Genomic DNA, 21245 nt, shown 5'->3' with positions numbered 1-21245 from the left:
CTTTTGAGCTGTTCGACCTCTGATTTTTATTCCTACCGCTTGCTTTCAGATACGCTGCGCATCGGCCAGGGATAAAAGGCTAGCGAACTAAAATTGGAAAGGGTTCTTTGGCTTTAAGCTGCCTCGTTCCCTGCGCAGCGCCTTTAGCTAGAAAACCCTCTTGATTGAAGAAGGCCCTAGGGCATACTTGTAACCTTAGGGCAGTCGATGTCTTAGAGTGATTGAATATGACTTCCATTTACGTAGGAAACTTGCCCTTCCAATGCTCCCAAGATGAAATACGGGAATTATTTGAGCCTTTTGGCGCAGTAAATTCCGTAAAATTGATTTCTGATCGAGAAACCGGGAAACCTCGCGGTTTCGGTTTTGTGGAAATGGACCATGACGCCGCTGCCGAGGCCATTGAACAGTTAAACGGCACCGACTTTAAAGGCCGCCCGCTGCGTATCAACGAGGCTCGGGAACGTACTTCCCGCCCCCCCCGTCAGAGTCGCCGTTTCTAAAAAGTAAATGCTACTATTTACGCCCGTGGATCGACTCTTGATCCACGGGTTTTTTTCTTCACTTTCCCCTATTATTTAAACAGCATAATTGATTCTTGATAAGCAAGCCTGGGAGAAAAATTTATGCTAGAGATAGAAGCCCCCACCTCCCCCCAAACCATTTACCTAAAAAACTATAAAATTCCTGATTATCGCATTGAAACGATTGATCTCCATTTTGAGTTGGGGGAAAAACAAACCACAGTTCGTTCCCGGCTTGCTATCTCCCGCCATTCAGAAGCTCAAGCTTCCCCTCTAGTCCTTAATGGGGAAGCTTTAGAATTACTCTCTATCAAATTGGACGGCCAAATCTTAGATAAAAAAGATTATCAACAGAATCCAGAATCACTCACTCTTTTCCAAGTACCTGAACGCTTCACTCTAGAGATCGAAACCCGCATTTATCCCCAGGACAATACCACCCTCTCAGGGCTATATACTTCAGGCGGTAACTTTTGCACTCAATGTGAAGCGGAAGGATTTCGTCGCATCACCTATTTCCTTGACCGCCCCGATGTAATGGCCCGTTACACCACTACGATTGTGGCGGACAAGAAAAAATATCCGGTGCTGCTTTCCAATGGCAACTTGGTTGCTCAGGGCGAAGAGGATAACGGCCGCCACTTTGCTAAATGGCAAGATCCTTTCCCCAAACCTTCTTATCTTTTCGCCCTCGTGGCCGGCGACTTAGCCCGTATCGAAGATGAATTTGTCACCCGTTCAGGCCGTAAAGTAACCCTCCACATGTACGTACAATCCCATAATCGGGACAAATGCGAACATGCCATGGCCTCCCTCAAACGAGCGATGGCCTGGGATGAACAAGTTTACGGTCGAGAGTACGACCTAGATATCTACATGATCGTCGCCGTGGATGATTTCAACATGGGCGCCATGGAAAACAAAGGCCTTAACATTTTCAACTCCAAGTATGTGCTGGCCAAACCGGAAACAGCCACTGATACGGATTATGAAAATATCGAAGGGGTGATCGCCCACGAGTATTTCCACAATTGGTCAGGTAACCGGGTCACCTGCCGTGACTGGTTCCAATTAAGTCTCAAAGAAGGTTTTACAGTCTTTCGGGATCAGCAATTTAGCGCTGACCAGGGTTCGCCCGCCGTCAAGCGAATCCAAGACGTCAACCACCTGCGCACCTATCAATTCCGTGAAGATGCTGGTCCCATGGCGCACCCTGTCCGCCCGGAAGCCTATGTGGAAGTCAATAACTTCTACACCATGACTGTGTATGAAAAGGGCGCCGAAATCGTGCGCATGCTTTACCATCTCTTGGGACCAGAGGGCTTCCGCCAAGGAACTGACCTCTATTTTCAGCGCCACGATGGCCAAGCGGTCACCACTGACGATTTTGTCAAAGCCTTGGAAGATGCCAATGCTATCGACTTCTCCCAATTCCGCCGCTGGTATAGCCAGGCAGGGGCCCCAGAACTCCGGATTAGCCGCGCTTATGACTCGGAGAAATCCACTTATACCCTTAAGGTAAAACAGACCTGTCCCCCCACGCCGGGGCAACCCCATAAGGCGCCGCTCCATATTCCCCTGGCCACCGGCTTGCTGGATTCCGAGGGACAGGATTTGCCCCTGCGCCTTGCCGGAGAAACCACCCCAGTCACCGGCACGCGAACCCTTGAATTACGCCAAGAAGAAGAAACTTTTGTCTTCCATGACATTCCCTGCGAACCGGTACCGTCCCTGCTGCGGGGTTTTTCAGCCCCAGTCAAACTTTACCTGGATCTTAAAGATGAAGAACGTTACTTTCTTTTAGCCCATGACAATGATCGCTTCAACCGCTGGGAAGCCGGCCAACAACTGGCGGTCAAAGTCCTCCTAGAACTGGTGAAAGATTATCAGCAGGGAAGGCCCCTCGTTCTCGACTCCGCCTTTATTGATACAATTGGCAAAATCCTCGAAAGCGATGAGCCTGACCAAGCTTTTGTGGCTCACATTTTGGCCTTACCCTCCGAACATTACCTGACTGAGTTCATGGCAGTCATCGATCCCGATGCCATTCATGAAGCTCGTTGTTTCATCCGGCAAAGTCTTGCCAAAGCCCTCCGAGAAACTTTTGCCGCCACTTACAAAGCGCTTACCGAGACCGGCGCTTACCGCCGAGATCCTAAAGAAATGGGCCGGCGTAAGCTACGCAATACCTGCCTCGGGTATCTTATGGAACTGGATGAGCCAGATATTCGCGGTCAATGTCTCCAGCAATTTAACAGCGCCGACAACATGACCGATGTCATTGCAGCCCTCTCTAGCTTGGCCGATATAGATGGTCCTGAAAGAAAGATTGCCCTCCAAACTTTTTATGACCGATGGCAGGAAGATTCTTTAGTCATTGATAAATGGTTCACCCTCCAGGCCCTTTCCCGGCGTCAGGATACTCTCGCAATAGTGCAAGAACTCACCCACCATCCCGCCTTTAAGCTGACCAATCCGAACAAGGTCCGGGCCCTCATCGGCGCTTTCAGCCAGGGCAATCCCGCTCGTTTCCATGATCCCAGCGGCAAGGGCTACCGCTTTCTTGGAGATTATGTCCTTAAGCTTGATCCTCTTAATCCGCAAGTGGCTGCCCGTCTTGTGAGCGCCTTCAATCTTTGGCAACGCTATGACCAAAATCGGCAAGGGCTGATGAAGGCGCAATTGGAACGCATCGCTAAAACACCGCAGATTTCTAAAGACGTCTATGAGATCGTATCGAAAAATCTGGCCTAAGCGGAGGTTGAAGCCTACCTTTATCGATAGTTATCCACCAATCCAAATTCTTGCCTAAGTATCTTGCAAAAGTTTCGAAGTATTGTGGAGCCAGGGGACAAGGAAGTCCCCGCAAACCCTTTTTTCAGGGAGGAAAAACGGGTTTGCGGAACACCACCGGCTCGCTCCTAAGATATCTCATATTTTATTCATAGGTACTTAGTTCGTGGCACCCAACATGAGAAACAACTTAAACAAAAGTCTGCTATTGAGTTTGTTAAGTCTGCTCCTGTTGGCAGCTTGTGCCACTTCTCCCACGGGCCGCACCCAATTGGAGTTTTTTCCCTCTAACCAAATGGCCCAAATGGGAGAGGCGGCCTATCGCCAAATCAAACAAGAAACACCGGCTTCCCAAGATCCCGCTATCAACCGCTATGTGCACTGTGTCGCTGAAGCCGTCACGGCGGTGGCCCCTCCTCCCCAAAGTGGAGACCAGTGGGAAGTGGCGGTATTTAAAGCCGACCAAGTCAATGCGTTTGCTTTACCAGGAGGCTATATTGGCATTTACACAGGCCTTCTCTCAGTGGCTGAAAACGCCGATCAACTTGCTGCGGTTATCGGCCATGAAATCGGCCACGTCATCGCCCAACATGGCAATGCCCGTTTGTCTACCCAATACGCCACCCAGGCAGGCCTCCAGCTTGTCCAGATTCTAACCGGCACCCCCAGCAGTGCTACCGGCCAACAACTCATGGCCTTACTGGGGGTAGGGGCCCAAGTGGGCATTGTTTTACCTTTCAGCCGCGCCCAAGAAAGCGAATCCGACATCCTGGGCTTGCGCTATATGGCCCGCGCCTGTTTTGATCCCCGCCAGAGCATTCAGCTTTGGGAAAATATGATGCAAACCGGTGGTCCCCAACCTCTGGAATTCCTCTCCACTCACCCCTCTGATCAATCCCGTATTCGTCATTTAGAGCAGTCCTTACCTAAGGCCCTGGAGCTCTATCAACAAGCCCTCGATCAGGGCCGGCGGCCGAAATGCAAATTAGAAAAAAAGCAGTAGCTTCAACTACAGGCGCAGCATTCGGCGCACGACTCGATCATTGCGGAAAGCGTGATACAGGGCCCCGCTGATGTGCACCGCTGCCACGGCAAGGAGTGCCCAGCAAGTCCAGAGATGAATATCCGAGAAAAAGATATTAAGCTCTTCATCCTCCCACCCCCAGTTAGGGAAACCGACCGTCCACCACCAGGTTGTCCCCCAGCCGCTAAATGAAGAAGAAAGATATCCGCTGATACAGACGGCAAAAATCAGGAGATACAAGATCACATGATCGGCAACAGCGAGTCGGTGCATCCAACGGGGATACTCCTTGGAAATCTCCACCCGAGGGCGGTGTTTAAAGCGGACATAGAGGAGTAAGCCCAGCAATAACACCAGGGTAATCCCGATGTTCTTGTGTAATTGGAAGGGGAATGCCCGATAAACCAAATCCTCGGATGGCAGAGGCAAGGCTAACATCCACCAGCTGGAAATGAACAAAAAGAAAATTGAAACCGCCAGTACCCAGTGGATGATAACGGCCGTCCGACTGTAACCTTCTCTTTGCATATTGCCTCGCAGCTTTTTTTATCGATATGACTGTCTACTCGACTGAATCTGACTCTGGCGGCCCACAATGGCACCTACCGTCATCATGAGATGAATGAAGAACCAGAGCAGAATGTCCCAAAGGTACATGCTCCTTAATATGGGCCCGGTATTGACCACTGCGATAAAACCGACCACATCAATAACGGCTAAAGCAGCGAAGACCAACACGGCGGTGGTCGGTGCCCAACTGCGATAATGGACCAATGCCGCACCGATGATAATTGACCCGAAGGCAATGAGAGTACCGGCAAAAGCCAATTTCATTTGAAAGCTAAAGAACCAGTCCGGTGCGGACAAAATGAAATTCTGGACATTCGCCACCATCTGCTCGCACTCAGCCAGCGAAAGCCCCTCTTCTTCCAACTCATCCTCGGGACACTCTGCGGCGGGGACAACTCCGCTGGCAGGCGTAGCCTGGACGATGACCCCCTGCTTCATCCATTCGTTGCCATGAACCGCAGTCAGCAAAACACCCAACACAATCGCTACGGCACCCAAACAACTGGCCCATGTGGGCCCTTGAGAGGGTGAATGGGGGGTGGGGTTGGAAAAGGATGTGGCCATGCAACACCTAACGTTTTTTTGATATTGGGCTTTACCAAAAACTATTCCTGCAATGGCAGCAGGCCTGGGGGGCAAAGGGAGGCAAGGGGTGGCGAGACGCCATAAAGTTATACCAATTTAATCAAAGAATGCAATTTATTAAGATCTCAAATGCTTGTTTAAGCTGAATTTATACAATGCAAAATTAGATGAAATTGGTATTAGCCGCAAATTAACGCCCATGATAGCCAGGTGACCGGGGAGAAACCCAACCACCCAGCTATTTATCACGGACGACAATGCCTACTCAAAAAAGAGGCATTTGTTCCAAATATCGCTTTATTTGGTTACTTATTAGGTTGCGGAGTCATCCGCAGGTAGGGCTTGATTTCTTTGTACCCCTTGGGGAATTTCTCTTTAAGAACCTCTGGATCTTTTAATGACGGAATAATGACGCACTCGTCACCATCTTTCCAGTTCACAGGCGTTGCCACACTATAATCATCGGTCAACTGCAGGGAATCGATGACCCGCAGGATTTCATCAAAATTCCGGCCTGTACTAGGTGGATAAGTGATCACCGCCCGGATCTTCTTGTTGGGATCAATAAAATAGACCGAGCGCACCGTCACCGTTTCACTGGCGCCAGGATGAATCATGTCATAGAGCTCGGAGACCTTCCGATCCGCATCAGCGATGATGGGGAAATTCACCTGGCATCCCTGGGTTTCGTTGATATCGTTGATCCACCCCTTATGGGACTCCGTGTCGTCAACACTCAGGGCAGCCACTTTAACATTGCGCTTTTTGAACTCATCTGCCAACTTGGCGGTAAGCCCGAGTTCCGTGGTGCACACGGGCGTGTAGTCGGCAGGATGGGAATAGAGTACCACCCAACTGTCACCAATCCACTCGTGGAAGTTGAGCGGACCAATTGTGGATTCCTGGGTAAAATCTGGGGCGACATCGCCGATATGTAGTGCCATGACGCTTCCTCCTCTAAGTTGTTTTGTAAATAACGAATAATACCGAACAGGCCTAAAGATCGCTACCGCTCTAGGGTGGCTTGCAATTAGGCACTTTGTACCACCTTCTCGGGCCGAACCTCGTGGAACTCCCGTCCCGCCCTGACTTCATCAACATAGCCCATCCGGATCACAAAATCTCCAAAATGTTCGCCTTGTTGCCGTTCCCGGGCATAATGTTCAAAAATGGGCGTGAGCACCGCAATAATTTCCTCCTCGGTTAAGGATTCCCGGTATAGCTTATTCAAGCGGTGGCCGGCAAACCCTGCTCCCAGATAGAGATTGTAATGACCTAACGATTTACCCACCAGCGCGATTTCGCCTACGTAGGGACGGCCACAGCCATTGGGGCAACCGGTGATACGGACCGTGATGGGTTCATTACTCAACCCTAACTTTTCCATGACCGCCTCCAGGCGGCTGAGAAATCCGGGCAGGATGCGCTCGCTTTCAGCCATAGCCAAGCCGCAAGTAGGCAATGCCACACAAGACATGGCATCACGCCGCACAGCACTAAACCGATCAGGCAAGGGAATGCGATATTTTTCCAATAACGCCTCAATGCGGGGCTTATTGGTTTTGGAAATATTGGCGATAGTCAAATTTTGGTTGGTGGTAAGGCGAAAATCTCCCTTGTGGATCTTGGCGATTTCCCGCAGTCCGGTCATCAAAGGCTGATCCGGGGTGTCTTTGATACGACCACTTAACAGGCACAGGGTAAGGTGCCAACGACCCTTTGAATCCTGGGCCCAACCAAAACGATCGCCATTATTTTCAAAGTGGAATGGACGTGCCGGTGGCAAAGACCAACCTAGCCGCTGGTTAAGTTCCGCCTTGAACCAATCGATACTACGACTATCGATAGTGTATTTCAGCCGGGCCTGCTTGCGGTCGGAACGATTGCCAAAATCACGCTGAATTTTAAGGATGTTTTCTGCAACTTCCAGTAATTGGCTGGGGGTACAGAAGCCGATCACATCCCCTAGGCGAGGATAGGTCGCCGTCTCGCTGTGAGTCATCCCCATGCCCCCACCAACACAGACGTTGAAACCCGTGAGGCGGTTGTTTTTCCCAATAGCAATAAAACCGAGATCTTGGGAGAAAACATCAATATCATTGCTCGGCGGAATAGCCACGCCTATTTTGAATTTACGGGGAAGATAAGTCTTACCATAGAGGGATTCCTGGTCTTCAGGCAGCGTACCGGCAACTTTTTCCTCATCCAGCCAGATTTCGTGATAAGCTCGGGTCTGGGGCAAGAAATGGTCGCTCAACCGCTTGGTCCACTCATAAACCGTCTTATGGAGAGGGGAAAGGTAGGGGTTATTGTGGCAGACCACATTACGGTTGACATCGCCACAAGCGGCAATGGTATTCAACAATGCCTGATTAATGCCCGCAATGGTGGCTTTAAGATGACGCTTAACCACCCCATGAAATTGAAAAGTTTGCCGGGTGGTAATACGCAGGGAATTATTGGCGTACTGACGCGCCAATTCATCCAATTGCAACCACTGCTTCGGCGTGCAGACCCCCCCTGGCATCCGTACCCGAACCATGAAGGAATAGGCGGGTTCCAATTTCTGGCGCATCCGCTCGGTACGTAAATCCCGGTCATCCTGCTGATAGGTACCGTGGAATTTAAGTAGCTTGGCATCATCTGCGGTGACGGCGCCCGTCACTGGATCAGCCAGGCTTTCCTTAATCGTTCCACGCAGATAATCGCTCCCTTCCTTGAGCTTTTCCTCGGCACTAAGTTTGCCTTTTTGCTGCAAATCGTGAGTCACTGTCCCGACCTCGTCAATATACGTCTCGTTGGTAGCGCCTGCTCTGCTGCAGATCCCTTACATACTCCACTGCCTTTTCCCTGGAGACCCGGCTTTCCTTCTCCACAATAGAAAGCAATGCCTCATGCACATCGGGCGCCATATACTCAGCATCACCGCAGACATAAAAATAGGCCCCTTCTTCTAACCAGGCATAGAGCTCCCGGCTATTTTCAAGCATCCGGTGCTGAACGTAAGTTTTTTTCTCTTCATCCCGGGAAAAAGCCACATCAATTCGAGTTAATAAACCATTCTTGCGGTAATCGAGCCACTCCCGCTGATAAAGAAAATCGGTGTGAAAATGCCTATCCCCAAAAAATAGCCAATTCCGACCAGAAGCTTCAGTCACTTCCCGTTCTTCTAAAAAAGCACGGAAAGGCGCCACCCCGGTCCCCGGCCCTACCATAATGATAGGCGTAGCCGAGTCTTCCGGAAGGCGAAAGTTTTTATTACTGTCGACATAAACAGGCACTGTCCCATCCTCAGGCACCCGTTCCGATAAGAACGTGGTCGCCACTCCCTTGCGGGAGCGCCCATGGCTTTGGTAGCGGACCACCCCCACCGTCAGGTGGACTTCATCAGGATTGGCCTGATAGCTAGAAGCGATAGAATAAAGCCGGGGCGGTAGCTTTCTCAGCAAACCGATAAATTGCTCGGCCGTGATTCCCCGCAGGGGGTAGCCCCGAACGACATCGATGATCTCTCGACCATAAATGAAATCCCGCAGCTGGGCTCGGTTCTCCTCTTGCAACAACCTGCCAAGCTCCCGGGACTCGGCAAAGGTGGCATATTTCTCTAAAAATGGCCGAGTAATGGTGGTGATCTCATAGCTATGGGATAACGCTTCTTCCAAAGTGGTGGTTTCTTTCTTGGCATCGGAAACAACCGCCTTGGGATCGAGACCGGCCACCTCCATAAGTTCAGCAACTAATTCTGGACAATTACTTGGAACAATTCCCAGGGAGTCTCCAGGCTCAAAAGAGAGGGAGGAACCTTCTAAGGACAGTTCCACATGCCGAACATCTTTGCTAGACCCCCGCCCCGTAATCTTAAGGTTTTCCAATAAGGCCGCAGGAAAAGGATTTTTTCTAGAATAACTAGAAGTGGTGGCGGGTACCGCCACCGCCGAACCGGTGGTCACCGCCGCTGGGGTGCTCAATTCATCGGAAAGGGATTTCAGAATGCCATCGATCCAAGCCTCAGCAGAATCATCGTAATCCACGTCACAGTCCATGCGCGGATAGAAGCGCTGTCCTCCTAAAGCCTCTAGGCGGGTATCAAAGTCCTGGCCCGTCTTACAAAAATGTTCATAGCTACTATCCCCAAGGGCCAACACTGAAAACCGAAGGCTGTCCAACTTAGGTGCCTTTTTGCCATGCAGAAATTCATGGAATGCTTCGGCATTATCCGGTGGATCGCCCTCGCCATGGGTGCTTACAATCACAAAAAGGTAGTCTTCACGTTTCAGTTGCCGCGTCTTGTAACTTCCCATGTTTTGTAACGTAGGGGTAAAACCCGCTGCTGACAGTCGCTGGCACAGCATTTCCGCAAGTTTTTCAGCATTTCCAGTTTGGGAGCCAAACAACACCGTGACAGCCCTAGCAGGGCTAGCATCCGCTACTGGCTGCGCCATAGGTTGCGCCGCACTCCCCGCGCCCTGCCTAGCGGCATTAAAGCCGGCGAGATAACCGCCAAGCCAAGTCAATTGCTCAGTGGTCAGAGCTGGAATTAGACGGTTTAAAGTCTCTGCCTGCTCCGCAGTAAGCGGGCTATTTTGAACGCTAAATAAATCGTTTCCCATGGCAACGTATGTCAGCCTCTTGGCCATCCTGTTTACTCACCAGAACCGCGATGTTCTGGCAATTATGTCTTAATGAACCAAGAAAATTAACAAATACTCCTTATAATGTAAAAAAATAAAAAATTATTTATTATTAATTTTCATTATATCAAAAATAGCAGGATACTTTACTCGATCCAGAAAGATATTCTAAAAACAACCACCCCGGATTTTATACTAATCCCAGCAATTAACCCTCTCTTCTACTCCTTCTCCCCTCGCAGAGAAAGCGAGGATAAGGGGGTTAACAAAGAATTTTTTATGGAAATGGGTATTAGGAGCGTATATTGCTAAAACTCCATAACTAGCTGCTTGAGTCTATTAATTAACCTGTATTAAGATTATTTTTTTTGATCAAAGGGAGCAAGATTCTATGCAAATCGATGTATTCGATACCTATGTCACCACAACGGAAGGAAAGCGGCTTCATTTTGATGTCTTTCTTCCCACGGGTAAGGAAGAAAAACTAGCCAAGCAGTATGCGAAAGAATGGCTTGAAAGCATTGGCATCCAGGTGAAAGACGTCCAGCAGGAATCTTGCATTTATTGTCATAGCGAAGCGGCCAATCCTGCGGTCCAACAACACATCGAACAGCACGGATACTTCATTTATCAGATGGAAGGCTGTCCTTCGCCTGCCAGATAATTCTTAAAACAGCGCTAGTCCTGTTTTATATCCACGCAACCTACACCTCACTTGAATTTAAGGACCTGGTCACAAAGGCACCAAGCATTGACTAAACAGCGTCAAAAAAAGCTTGGTGTCTTTGTGAAATTTCATCATTCTAGGTGTCTTTTTGCGCTCGCAAAAAGGCCTCTGCCATTGCGCCTTGGGGTTGTGGAGACGATTTAGCTTTACTGCGCTTAGGCTTCCGTGCTTGCCCAGCGGCAGCCTGCGGTTGTTTTCCTGCTGCTTCCTTGAGACGCATGGTTAGACCAATGCGCTTACGGGCTTTATCAATTTCCAGAACTTTTACTTTAACGATATCCCCCGCCGAAACAACCTCATGAGGGTCCTTCACAAAACGGTCTGCTAATGCAGAGATATGCACCAATCCATCCTGATGCACGCCTATATCGACAAAAGCGCCAAAGGCAGTCACATTGGTCACTACCCCTTCTAACATCATCCCAGGCCTGAGATCCTCCAAAGTTTTCACATCTTCCTTAAATGTGGCCGTTTTAAATTCGGGACGAGGGTCCCGTCCTGGCTTATCAAGCTCCTTGAGGATATCTTGAATCGTGGGTAGACCAAACTGCTCATTGGTAAACTGGGCCGGATCCAGTGATTTCAAAAAATCCGTATGACCAATCAAATGGTGTATGTCGTGCCCCGTGGCATCCATGATTTTTTCCGCCACCGGGTAAGCTTCAGGATGGACTGCCGAAGCGTCCAAGGGGTTATCGCCCCCCCTGATACGCAAAAAACCGGCTGCCTGCTCAAATGTCTTAGGACCAAAACGAGGAACCTGCTTGAGGCTCTCGCGGGAGGCAAAAGAACCGTGGGCATTACGGTATTCCACCATGTTGCGGGCCAAAGTAGGCGTAAAGCCGGACACATAGGACAAGAGTGCGGAAGAAGCGGTGTTGAGATCAACGCCCACGGCGTTGACACAATCTTCTACCACATTCGCTAAGGTGCGCCCCAACTGAATCTGATTGACATCATGCTGATATTGACCGACACCAATCGATTTGGAATCGATCTTGACTAGCTCCGCTAGAGGATCTTGCAGACGGCGAGCAATGGAAACAGCGCCACGCAAGGAGACATCCACTTCCGGCAACTCCTGGGCCGCGAACTCAGAGGCGGAATATACGGAGGCTCCCGCTTCACTGACCATCAGCTTTTGCAGCTTGAACTCCGGCTCTTTTTTTAACAGTTCCGTCACCAGCTGCTCCGTTTCCCGAGACGCCGTGCCATTACCGATACTGATCAACTCCACCTGATGTTTTTTCACCAGCCCGGAGAGGGTATCCATGGAGGCCTCCCATTGCTTCTGGGGCGGGTGGGGATAAATCGTGGCCGTTTCCAGTAGCTTCCCGGTCTGGTCAATGACCGCCGCCTTCACACCGGTGCGGAAGCCAGGGTCCAAGCCCATGACCGGGCGGGGGCCCGCAGGGGCGGCAAGCAGCAGGTTGCGCAAATTCCGCGAAAAGACGCCAATCGCCGTTTCCTCCGCCTGTTCTCGCAGACGGGATTTAAGCTCTGCCTCTAGATGGGGATAAAGCTTAACTTTCCAAGCCCAGCGTACCGTTTGCAGCAGCCAAGTATCCCCCGGCCGCCCTTGCTCCTCAACGCCAAAATGTTTGGCTACCATGGCTTCACAGGGATGACACCGTTCCCCCTCTTCGGTGGGAATGTCTAATGTCAAGCTAAGCACCCCTTCGTTCCGGCCTCGGAAGAGGGCTAAGGCACGGTGGGAAGGAATCTTATGAATAGCCTCCCGGTAATCAAAGTAATCTGCAAATTTGCTGCCCTGCTCTGCTTTTTCTTTCTGCACTTTGGCGTTCAATTCACCCTGTTGCCACAGATATTCCCTGAGCTGGCCTAGCAAGCGAGCATCCTCAGCAAAGCGCTCCATTAGAATCCGTCGCGCACCCTCTAATGCTGCGGGGACCTCTTCGATGCCCTTATCCGGATTCAAATAATTAGCGGCGATCTCTTCTGGATTGAGTTCTGGATCTTCTAACAGTTGCAATGCCAGTGGTTCAAGCCCGGCTTCACGCGCTATTTGTGCTTTAGTGCGGCGCTTTGGTTTATAAGGTAAATACAGATCTTCCAGCTCAGTTTTGGTCGTCACGGCCTGGAGCTGTTGTGCTAACTCCCCCGTTAATTTACCCTGCTTCTCAATGGAGCGCACAATAGCCTCTCGCCGCTCTTTAAGTTCGCGCAGGTAAATTACACGGTTTTCCAGGTAACGTAGCTGGGTATCATCCATCCCGCCGGTGGCTTCCTTGCGGTAGCGGGCAACAAAGGGAACCGTTGCTCCCTCATCCAACAGGCCTATGGCAGCATCCACCTGCTCAGGTCGAATTCCCAGTTCCTGGGCAATCATGTTTGCAAGCTTCATGGGGATTTTTTCTAAAATTGGGGAGGGTTACTTCCCATTGTCGGGCTGCCGCAAACCTAGCTCTCCCTCAAGACCGGCCTTAATTTCTTTTAGCCTCTCGGTATCTTGAAAAGAATGGCCTTTGCTGCTTTCCAGAATTTTATTGATCCGATCCAGAGAATGTTGCAACTTTGCTTCCCGTGAAAGCTGCTCCTGTCCTTCATCCTCCTTCTCGCCACAGCCTGCCAGCAATAAGAGGGAAAAGACCACCACTGCCGCGCTCAACTTACATTTCACCGTTATGACTCCTCTCTACTCTACTTGGAATAATCATTATCAAATCAATCAGTCACTCCAGGGGAATGAAAAGGGTGTACAGTTCCAGCGGCAGGATCAAGAAGCAAAATAATGCTCAGACTAGGCGCTTATCCCTATTTTGTCAAACCAGAGTCGAATGGCTACTTCCTTGTCAGAAGCATTTAAAATCAATATGTTAATACCAATTTAGTCAAAGAATGCAATTTATTGAAGCTTCAAGTGGTTGTTTGGACTGAATCTATACAATGCAAAATTACATAAAATTGGCACAAAAATCATCAACATTTTGTTCTCGCTTGCCCTGATACCTGAGCGCTTTCCCAAGTACCAAGGCAATGCAAAAACTAAGAGTAAGGGGACGATATTGGAGCTAGCTTTCTCGCTCCAATTGTCCTTCTCCAAAGGGTTGTGGCACTAAAATGAGCTTAGGGAATGGTTCCCTTCCTAGGGAATCCGTCATAGTCTGACCCACCATGGGCCTTTCCAGTACCTGAAAGTAGGCATGGGCAAACGCGGAAGAGTGGTATTGAATGGGTATATAATACTCTCGGTGAAGCCTCAAACTCACCGGGAAGAGATTATAATTCAGCCGTCCCTGATCACCTATTGAGCACAAATAAAAGGTTAACCCCCAGGAAAGGTGGGACAGGGATTTTTTTGCGTTGTTTAAACCATTAGGGGGCTCTTTTAAGGATTTGAAATAGGATGATTGGCGTATTACACCCACCCCCCACATTCCCCACGAAACCGTTTTGACAACGACCACGGCAAAAACAGATTTTTCCAGTCCCCAGACAAAAATAACTAACATCGTCCCTGCGGAAGCACTCCAGGCAAGAACACCCAGAGGACCCCCAATAATCATTTTTATATTATTATTCTTCTTCATGTCCTTATCTTTATTATTATTTTTAATATGCTTTGTGTTAGCAAACTTCATAGTTAGCCAGTCCCTCACTAGACCGGGCCAATAGGGAGCCGGAGCATAAAACCACTTAATCTACCGGCCCGCCACCACAGTCTCAAGTTAGTTGCCACCGCCCCCTAGCTAAAGGAACGCAGCGGAAAACGAGATGGTTAGCAGAGGAGAATTACCAACCTATTCCTCATTCGCCCTGCCTAAAACTAAATGACGGCAGGACGCCCCACAGGAGCAGCGTCATAAATGATGGGCAACTATTCAGCCACCCCTCAACCACCGCGCTACTCCGATAGCCTCTCCTACCGGATATTAACTGAAAAATCAACCTTAGAAAAAGATGTATTTTATATGCATAAATAATTGATTCTCCTAGTTACATCTTTGTTAAGGTAATCAATAACCACAGGTAGTATTGTTTTGCCGGATACGCAACGCTTAATCCGGCCTACGGGATCAATGGCTCCGCCGTCGTAGGACTTAATCCTACTGCCACGATCCCGACGGTCCTCTGAGAAAATTCGCTGGGGGTAACCTCCGGCAACTGGGTGCGGCAGCCAGCAGCCCCTAAGACCATCAGAAACACCAAGCCTGATTTAGCTAAAGCCAAGACCCATTGGAAATGAGTAGATCTATCTTTCTGATTCATAAACTCTCTTTACTCCCTTGCCAAGCTGTTTTCTTTGCCAATAGCCCCCTGCCCAGTAAAATATGGAGCTTTTAAACCCAATTTATCAATCTATGGGTTCCGTTATTTTGCAACCACAACTGAAAGCATTAGCCTCAAAGATTCCCCACTGTATGCGCTGTGATCAGTACCCGCTGAGACGCCGCCTGCAGCGATTAGCGAAAGGGGATTCAATTCATAAGTTAGACCAATTGACCCAAGCTATCGAGCACTCTCTCCTGCGGCGGGAGCAGCGTCGCCATCAGTTGCCCGAGCCCACTTTTCCCCAATCCTTGCCAGTCATTGAACGGCGGGAAGAAATCGGGGCCGCCATCCGTGATCATCAAGTGGTCATCCTATCCGGTGAGACGGGTTCTGGAAAAACCACCCAATTGCCGAAAATCTGCTTGGAACTGGGCCGTGGGGTCGCAGGCATGATCGGTCACACCCAGCCGCGCCGAATTGCGGCCCGAAGCGTGGCCAATCGAATTGCCGAAGAATTAAATAGCGATCTGGGGCAACTGGTGGGCTATAAAGTCCGTTTCCATGATCGGGTCAGCCCCAACACCTACATTAAGCTCATGACCGATGGGATTCTGTTGGCGGAAACCCAAGGGGACCGCTTTTTAGAACAATACGATACCCTCATCATCGATGAAGCCCACGAACGCAGCCTCAACATTGATTTTCTCCTAGGCTATCTGAAGCAACTCTTGCCCAAGCGGCCCGATCTCAAGGTCATCATTACCTCCGCCACTATCGATACCGAGCGCTTTTCCCGGCATTTTAACCAGGCGCCCATCATCGAAGTGTCCGGGCGCACCTATCCGGTAGAGGTCCGTTATCGCCCTCTTTGTGGTGAACAAGCCCAGCAGGAGCGGGATTTACCCCAAGCCATTCTCGATGCGGTCGATGAACTGTCCCGACTGGGAGCGGGAGACATTCTGGTGTTCCTTCCCGGAGAACGGGAAATTCGGGAGACCGCCGAGGCGTTGCGCAAGCACCATCCCCCCCATACCGAAATTCTGCCCCTTTATGCGCGGCTGTCGGCTGCCGAACAGAATCGGGTCTTCAAACCCCATGCCGGAAGACGCATCGTGCTTGCAACCAATGTGGCCGAAACCTCCCTGACAGTGCCGGGAATTCATTACGTGGTGGACCCGGGCCTGGCCCGCTTGAGCCGTTATAGCGTGCGCAGCAAGGTGCAGCGGTTGCCCATTGAAAAGATATCCCAATCCAGCGCCAATCAACGGGCTGGCCGTTGCGGCCGCATCGCGGAAGGGGTCTGCATCCGCCTCTATGATGAGGATGATTTTCTCAACCGTCCCCAATTCACCGATCCGGAAATCCTGCGGACCAATCTGGCGTCGGTTATCCTGCAAATGAAGGCCCTGAAATTGGGAGCGGTGGAGAATTTCCCCTTCATCGATCCCCCGCCCGCCAAAATGATCAACGACGGCCTGCGGCTGCTAGAAGAATTGGGGGCTTTAGATGACGCCCAAAATTTGACCGCAATAGGCCGGCAACTGGCCCAATTGCCCATTGACCCCCGGATTAGCCGGATGGTGCTCGCCAGCAATGAATTCCATTGCCTGAACGAGATCCTCATTATCGCCAGCGCCCTCAGTATTCAGGACCCGCGGGAGCGCCCTCTTGACGCCCAACAAGCAGCCGATGAGGCCCATACCCGCTATCAAGATGAGCGCTCCGATTTTCTCTCTTATCTAAAACTATGGGAGGATTTTCACCACCAACGGGCCCATTTGTCACAAAATAAGCTCCGGGCCTATTGCCGGGAGCATTTTCTTTCCTATTTGCGTCTGCGGGAATGGCACGACATCCACCAACAGCTCAAACTGTTGGTGACCAATATTGGCTTTCGTCCCAACCAGCTACCGGCGGAATATGAGGCCATTCATCGGGCGCTGCTCACGGGCCTGCTCGGCAATATCGCCTTTAAGTCGGAAAAAGACCACTATCTGGGCGCGAGAAATATCAAGCTCCAGATCTTTCCCGGATCCGCCCTTTTCAAAAAGCGCCCCAAGTGGGTCATGGCGGCGGAACTGGTGGAAACCTCCCGGCTCTATGCCCGCTGCGTGGCCAAAATTGAACCCCAGTGGATCGAGCCCCTCGCTTCCCATTTGGTTAAACGCAGCTATTTTGATCCCCATTGGGAGAAGCGTCCCGCCCAAGTGATGGCCTATGAACGGGTCACCCTTTACGGCCTAACGGTGATTCCCAAACGCCGTATTCACTATGGCCCGCTTAATCCGGAAGAAGCGCGGGAAATCTTCATTCGCCAAGCCCTGGTCCATGGGGATTATGACACCCGCGCCCCTTTCTTCCGCCATAACCAGCAGCTCTTTGAAGAAATCGAAGAACTCGAGCACAAAAGCCGGCGCCGGGATGTCCTGGTGGATGAAGAAATCCTCTATCAATTTTATGACAAGCGGATTCCCGCCGGGATCTATAACGGCGCCGGCTTTGAACGGTGGCGCCAGCAAGCAGAGCGAAAAACCCCCCGGTTATTATTCCTCAGCCGGGAAGATCTGATGCGCCATGGGGCGAGCGCAGTAACGGTAGAGCGTTTTCCCGACCAAATCACCGTCAAGGGGATCCCCCTTGCCCTGGGTTATCACTTTGAACCGGGCCACCCCTTGGATGGGGTGACCCTCACCGTCCCCTTGGCGGTGCTCAATCAACTGGAGGCCAGCCGTTTTCAATGGTTGGTTCCCGGGCTGCTTAAAGAAAAAATCACTTGCCTGATTAAAGCCTTACCTAAAGCCCAGCGGCGTAATTTTGTCCCGGTCCCCGACTTTGCAGAGGCTTGTATTCAAGCCTTGAATCCCGAGCAAGGCCCCCTGCTGGAAGTGCTGGCGCGCCACCTCCAAACCATGACCGGGCATCCCCTCTCAGCCACCCATTGGCAAGACGCGGAGCTGCCGTCTCATCTACAAATGAATTTTCGGTTGGTGGATGAAGAGGGGAAAGAACTGGCCATGAGCCGGGATCTAGCTGCCCTGCAACAGGAGTGGGGCCACAAGGCCCAACGCAGTTTTCGAGGCTGGGACGAGAGTGGACTGACCCGGGAAGGGATCACCCAATGGGATTTTGGCGAGCTGCCAGAACAGGTTGAACTGGAGCGTCACGGGCTAAAACTCAAGGGCTACCCGGCGCTACAGGACAAAGGGAGTTCGGTCTCTTTAGTGATCCTGGATTCGGCCGAGACGGCGCAAGAGACCACCCGTTTAGGGCTGCGGCGCCTATTCATATTGGCACTGCCTCAGCAAATCAAATACTTGCGAAAAAATCTGCCCGGCATCCAGAAGATGTGCCTCCACTATACCCGTATCCCCCCTGCCCCTGGGGAAAAAGGCGCCTCCTCAAGGCCTTCCTGCGAAAGCCTTAAAGACGAACTGGTCCAAGGGATAGTGGATCGCACCTTTATTCTTGACCGCCCCTGGGTGCGCAACGGGGAAGCGTTTGCGGCCCGTAAGGAAAAAGGCTGTAGCGAACTGATGATGACCGCCAATGAACTCTGCCGCCTGGTAGAAGCGATTTTGGCCGAATATCACGAAATAGCCAAACAGCTCACTGGCAATCTTCCCCTTCCTTGGCTAAATTCCATTAGCGACATGAAGGAACAACTGGCCCATTTGGTCTATCATGGCTTTATCAGCCAGACCCCGCCGGCGTGGCTGGTCCATCTCCCTCGCTATCTCAAAGGGATGAGACTGCGGCTCTCCAAGCTGCGGGAGAACCCTGGCCGAGACAAGCAGCGGCAGGCCGAGATTGCCCCTTTATGGCTCGCCTGCCGGCAGAGGTGGGAAGCACAAGGTGAGACCCATCCGGCCCTGGAAACTTATCGCTGGATGCTAGAGGAATACCGGATCTCCCTTTTTGCCCAGGAACTTGGGACAGCGCACCCAGTCTCACCTAAGCGATTAGCCGCCCAATGGAAAGCGGCTTCCTAACAACCAAGACATCACCCCATGGTTTCAACGCAACACAACTTCAAACATTTACCCCTGCCCTCCGCCTCCGAGCTGGAAGAAGCCAGGGCGCTACTCACCAGCCAAGCCCCTGAGAAGCAAGTGGCGTCCTTGCTAGCCCAGGGCAATGCCGTTGCGGAATTATTGGCAGAACTGGGAGTGGATACGGAAACTCAGAGCGCGGGGCTCCTGCTGCCGGCAATGGAAATGGGGGTTCTCAATCCTGCGGTGATCACCAAAGAATTAGGTCCGGCCATTACCCGGCTACTCCGGGGCGCCGAGCGCCTGGCCGTGCTGAAACACTACCGCAGCAGCGAAAAAGACCCGACCCAGGCGGAAAAACTGCGCAAAATGTTGCTGGCCATCGTGGAAGACCCCCGGGTCGTCCTGGTCCGCTTGGCTGATCACCTCTATCGCCTGCGCCATGCCAAAAACGCCCTTGAAGCCACCCGCCAGACTCTAGGCCAGGAAACCCTAGACATTTTCGCTCCCCTGGCCAACCGCTTAGGTATCTGGCAACTCAAATGGGAGCTTGAGGATCTGGCCCTGCGCTATTTGGAGCCCGAGACCTATCAACAGCTCGCCAGAGCCCTGGACGAACGGCGAATAGACCGGGAGCGCTACATTGCCAAAATAAAAGCGCAGCTCAAAGACGCCCTCACCCAAGCGGGTCTCCGGGGCGAAGTCAGTGGCCGGCCCAAACATCTCTACAGCATCTGGAAGAAGATGCGGAACAAAAACCTGGACTTCCACCAGTTGTTCGATGTCCATGCCTTCCGGGTCATCGTGGATGACGTGAGCGCCTGTTATGCCACCCTAAGCCTGGTCCATACCCTTTGGACTCCCATCCCCGAGGAATTTGACGATTATATCGCCAACCCTAAACCCAATGGTTACCGCTCCTTACATACCGCGGTCCTCGGCCCGGGAAAAAAGCCCATGGAGATCCAGATCCGCTCCTTCCAAATGCACGGGGAATCCGAACTGGGGGTTGCCTCCCACTGGCGCTATAAGGAGGGAGCAGCCCTAGATACAGCCTTTGAGCAACGCATTGCCTGGCTCCGAAGCTTCCTGGATCGAAAAGAAGGCAGCTCGGATAACACTGACCTCATCGAGCAGTTCAAATCCAAAGCCTTCCATGACCGAATTTACGTCCTAACTCCCCAGGGACGGGTCATCGACTTGCCGGAAGGCTCCACTCCCTTGGACTTTGCCTATGCGATTCACACCGAAGTGGGCCATCGCTGCCGGGGCGCCAAGGTGGATGGGGCCATGGTGGCCCTCACCCAACCCCTGGCCAGCGGTCAAAAGGTGGAAATCCTCACCACCCGGGAAGGCACCCCCAGCCGGGACTGGCTCAACCCCCGCTTAGGTTATCTCCATACCGCTAGCGCCCGGACCAAGATCCAACGTTGGTTCAAGCAACGGGATCACGACCTCCATGTGGCCCGGGGACGGACCCTGCTGGAGCGGGAACGGCAACGGGTCAAACTGGCGGAAGTGGATTTGGCTCCCCTGCTCAAGCGGTTTCGCCACCCCCGCCCGGATAGCCTGTTGGCAGCCCTGGGCCGAGGGGATATCAGCCTTGGCCAACTGAATACAGCCCTTCGGGAACAACGACCGGAAGCTCCCCCGCCCACACCTGAGCAGAGCGCCCGCCCGGCACCCTCCGCAACCGCCGAAAATGCGGTCCATGTGCTGGGAGTCAGCAACTTACTCTCCCGCCTGGCCCGTTGCTGCAGCCCCATTCCGGGCGATCCTATTATTGGCTACATTACCCAAGGGGGCGGCGTGGCTATCCACCGTCGTGACTGCCCCAACATTACCAAGCTTTCGCCGGAGCGCCGGGACCGCCTGGTGGACGTGGCTTGGCACAGCCAACAGGGAGAAACCCATTCCATGGACATTTCGATTCAAGCGGAAGATCGCAAGGGATTACTGCACGACATTACCAGCCTCCTCGCCCAGAAGGATGTGAATATCCTGACCATCAACACCTTAAGCGACCGCTCCTCGGGACAGGCCCATATGCGGCTAACCATTGAGGTCAGCGATACCGGACAACTCAACGGCTTGCTCAAACGCCTGACCCGGATTCCCGGGGTGATGGAAGCCCGCCGTTCCGATCCTGGAAAATAAAACTTACTCATC

15 protein-coding genes are annotated in these 21245 nt (G+C 51.7%); 6 read left to right on the top strand and 9 right to left on the bottom strand.

The features are described 5' to 3' along the window. Nucleotides 1-227 precede the first annotated feature (227 nt). The 3 genes from NHAL_RS06380 to NHAL_RS06370 all read left to right on the top strand — a co-directional run bounded on the left by NHAL_RS06380 (nt 228) and on the right by NHAL_RS06370 (nt 4320). Complete coding sequence (locus tag NHAL_RS06380) at nt 228-503, top strand: RNA recognition motif domain-containing protein (RefSeq protein WP_013032346.1); 276 nt, start codon at nt 228-230, stop codon at nt 501-503. 123 nt (nt 504-626) lie between these two features. Further along, nucleotides 627-3278: an aminopeptidase N gene (gene pepN / locus NHAL_RS06375; protein ID WP_013032345.1), complete on the top strand. Its 2652-nt coding sequence runs from the start codon at nt 627-629 to the stop codon at nt 3276-3278. Nucleotides 3279-3495: 217 nt separating this feature from the next. After that, complete coding sequence (locus tag NHAL_RS06370; protein ID WP_013032344.1) at nt 3496-4320, top strand: M48 family metallopeptidase; 825 nt, start codon at nt 3496-3498, stop codon at nt 4318-4320. Nucleotides 4321-4326: 6 nt separating this feature from the next. Here the strand turns inward: NHAL_RS06370 and NHAL_RS06365 are convergent, their stop codons facing one another. The 5 genes from NHAL_RS06365 to NHAL_RS06345 form a co-directional block, all read right to left on the bottom strand. Next, the gene (locus NHAL_RS06365) at nt 4327-4869 is read right to left on the bottom strand and encodes a cytochrome b (protein ID WP_013032343.1); all 543 of its coding nucleotides are present in this window, start codon (nt 4867-4869) and stop codon (nt 4327-4329) included. Between the two features lie 18 nt (nt 4870-4887). Continuing rightward, nucleotides 4888-5475 (bottom strand): hypothetical protein, encoded by a 588-nt coding sequence (locus NHAL_RS06360; RefSeq protein ID WP_013032342.1) that lies wholly within the window; start codon nt 5473-5475, stop codon nt 4888-4890. A gap of 326 nt (nt 5476-5801) precedes the next feature. After that, nucleotides 5802-6440 carry a peroxiredoxin gene (locus NHAL_RS06355; RefSeq protein WP_013032341.1) on the bottom strand — a complete coding sequence of 213 codons (639 nt, stop codon included), beginning with the start codon at nt 6438-6440 and terminating at the stop codon, nt 5802-5804. Between the two features lie 86 nt (nt 6441-6526). Beyond that, on the bottom strand, nt 6527-8266 hold the full coding sequence (gene cysI, locus NHAL_RS06350; protein ID WP_013032340.1) for an assimilatory sulfite reductase (NADPH) hemoprotein subunit: 1740 nt from the start codon (nt 8264-8266) through the stop codon (nt 6527-6529). A gap of 13 nt (nt 8267-8279) precedes the next feature. Beyond that, complete coding sequence (locus tag NHAL_RS06345; protein ID WP_041354688.1) at nt 8280-10106, bottom strand: assimilatory sulfite reductase (NADPH) flavoprotein subunit; 1827 nt, start codon at nt 10104-10106, stop codon at nt 8280-8282. Nucleotides 10107-10518: 412 nt separating this feature from the next. Here NHAL_RS06345 and NHAL_RS06340 point away from each other — a divergent pair, with 412 nt between their 5' ends. Further along, nucleotides 10519-10791, top strand: a complete 273-nt coding sequence (locus NHAL_RS06340) for a DUF2024 family protein (protein WP_013032338.1) — start codon at nt 10519-10521, stop codon at nt 10789-10791. 139 nt (nt 10792-10930) lie between these two features. Here NHAL_RS06340 and NHAL_RS06335 read toward each other — a convergent pair whose 3' ends face one another. From NHAL_RS06335 to NHAL_RS06320, 4 genes are all read right to left on the bottom strand, one after another. Further along, nucleotides 10931-13219 carry a Tex family protein gene (locus tag NHAL_RS06335; RefSeq protein WP_013032337.1) on the bottom strand — a complete coding sequence of 763 codons (2289 nt, stop codon included), beginning with the start codon at nt 13217-13219 and terminating at the stop codon, nt 10931-10933. A gap of 27 nt (nt 13220-13246) precedes the next feature. Beyond that, on the bottom strand, nt 13247-13495 hold the full coding sequence (locus tag NHAL_RS06330) for a lipoprotein (protein ID WP_013032336.1): 249 nt from the start codon (nt 13493-13495) through the stop codon (nt 13247-13249). Between the two features lie 391 nt (nt 13496-13886). After that, on the bottom strand, nt 13887-14456 hold the full coding sequence (locus tag NHAL_RS06325; protein ID WP_013032335.1) for a hypothetical protein: 570 nt from the start codon (nt 14454-14456) through the stop codon (nt 13887-13889). Between the two features lie 427 nt (nt 14457-14883). Beyond that, nucleotides 14884-15084 carry a hypothetical protein gene (locus NHAL_RS06320; RefSeq protein ID WP_013032334.1) on the bottom strand — a complete coding sequence of 67 codons (201 nt, stop codon included), beginning with the start codon at nt 15082-15084 and terminating at the stop codon, nt 14884-14886. Between the two features lie 92 nt (nt 15085-15176). On the opposite strand from NHAL_RS06320, the gene hrpA reads away from it, so the two are divergent. After that, nucleotides 15177-19076, top strand: a complete 3900-nt coding sequence (hrpA, locus tag NHAL_RS06315; RefSeq protein ID WP_083761369.1) for an ATP-dependent RNA helicase HrpA — start codon at nt 15177-15179, stop codon at nt 19074-19076. 18 nt (nt 19077-19094) lie between these two features. Further along, entirely contained in the window at nt 19095-21233 is a 2139-nt protein-coding gene (locus NHAL_RS06310; protein ID WP_013032332.1) for a RelA/SpoT family protein, read from the top strand. The last annotated feature ends 12 nt before the right edge of the window (nt 21234-21245 follow it).

It is taken from the genome of Nitrosococcus halophilus Nc 4 (genome assembly GCF_000024725.1).
In the GTDB taxonomy this organism is placed as follows: Bacteria; Pseudomonadota; Gammaproteobacteria; order Nitrosococcales; family Nitrosococcaceae; genus Nitrosococcus; species Nitrosococcus halophilus.
Note: the sequence above shows the minus strand (reverse complement) of the source record. Positions and strands in the feature narration are given on the sequence as shown.

Excerpts from the sequence above, each read along its gene's own strand:
- NHAL_RS06360 (WP_013032342.1), bottom strand. The coding sequence starts at position 5,475 with ATGGCCACATCCTTTTCCAACCCCACCCCCCATTCACCCTCTCAAGGG.
- NHAL_RS06335 (WP_013032337.1), bottom strand. The coding sequence starts at position 13,219 with ATGAAGCTTGCAAACATGATTGCCCAGGAACTGGGAATTCGACCTGAG.
- hrpA (WP_083761369.1), top strand. The coding sequence starts at position 15,177 with ATGGGTTCCGTTATTTTGCAACCACAACTGAAAGCATTAGCCTCAAAG.
- NHAL_RS06380 (WP_013032346.1), top strand. The coding sequence starts at position 228 with ATGACTTCCATTTACGTAGGAAACTTGCCCTTCCAATGCTCCCAAGAT.
- NHAL_RS06370 (WP_013032344.1), top strand. The coding sequence starts at position 3,496 with ATGAGAAACAACTTAAACAAAAGTCTGCTATTGAGTTTGTTAAGTCTG.
- NHAL_RS06365 (WP_013032343.1), bottom strand. The coding sequence starts at position 4,869 with ATGCAAAGAGAAGGTTACAGTCGGACGGCCGTTATCATCCACTGGGTA.
- NHAL_RS06345 (WP_041354688.1), bottom strand. The coding sequence starts at position 10,106 with ATGGGAAACGATTTATTTAGCGTTCAAAATAGCCCGCTTACTGCGGAG.
- pepN (WP_013032345.1), top strand. The coding sequence starts at position 627 with ATGCTAGAGATAGAAGCCCCCACCTCCCCCCAAACCATTTACCTAAAA.
- NHAL_RS06320 (WP_013032334.1), bottom strand. The coding sequence starts at position 15,084 with ATGAATCAGAAAGATAGATCTACTCATTTCCAATGGGTCTTGGCTTTA.
- NHAL_RS06355 (WP_013032341.1), bottom strand. The coding sequence starts at position 6,440 with ATGGCACTACATATCGGCGATGTCGCCCCAGATTTTACCCAGGAATCC.
- NHAL_RS06325 (WP_013032335.1), bottom strand. The coding sequence starts at position 14,456 with ATGAAGTTTGCTAACACAAAGCATATTAAAAATAATAATAAAGATAAG.
- NHAL_RS06310 (WP_013032332.1), top strand. The coding sequence starts at position 19,095 with ATGGTTTCAACGCAACACAACTTCAAACATTTACCCCTGCCCTCCGCC.
- NHAL_RS06340 (WP_013032338.1), top strand. The coding sequence starts at position 10,519 with ATGCAAATCGATGTATTCGATACCTATGTCACCACAACGGAAGGAAAG.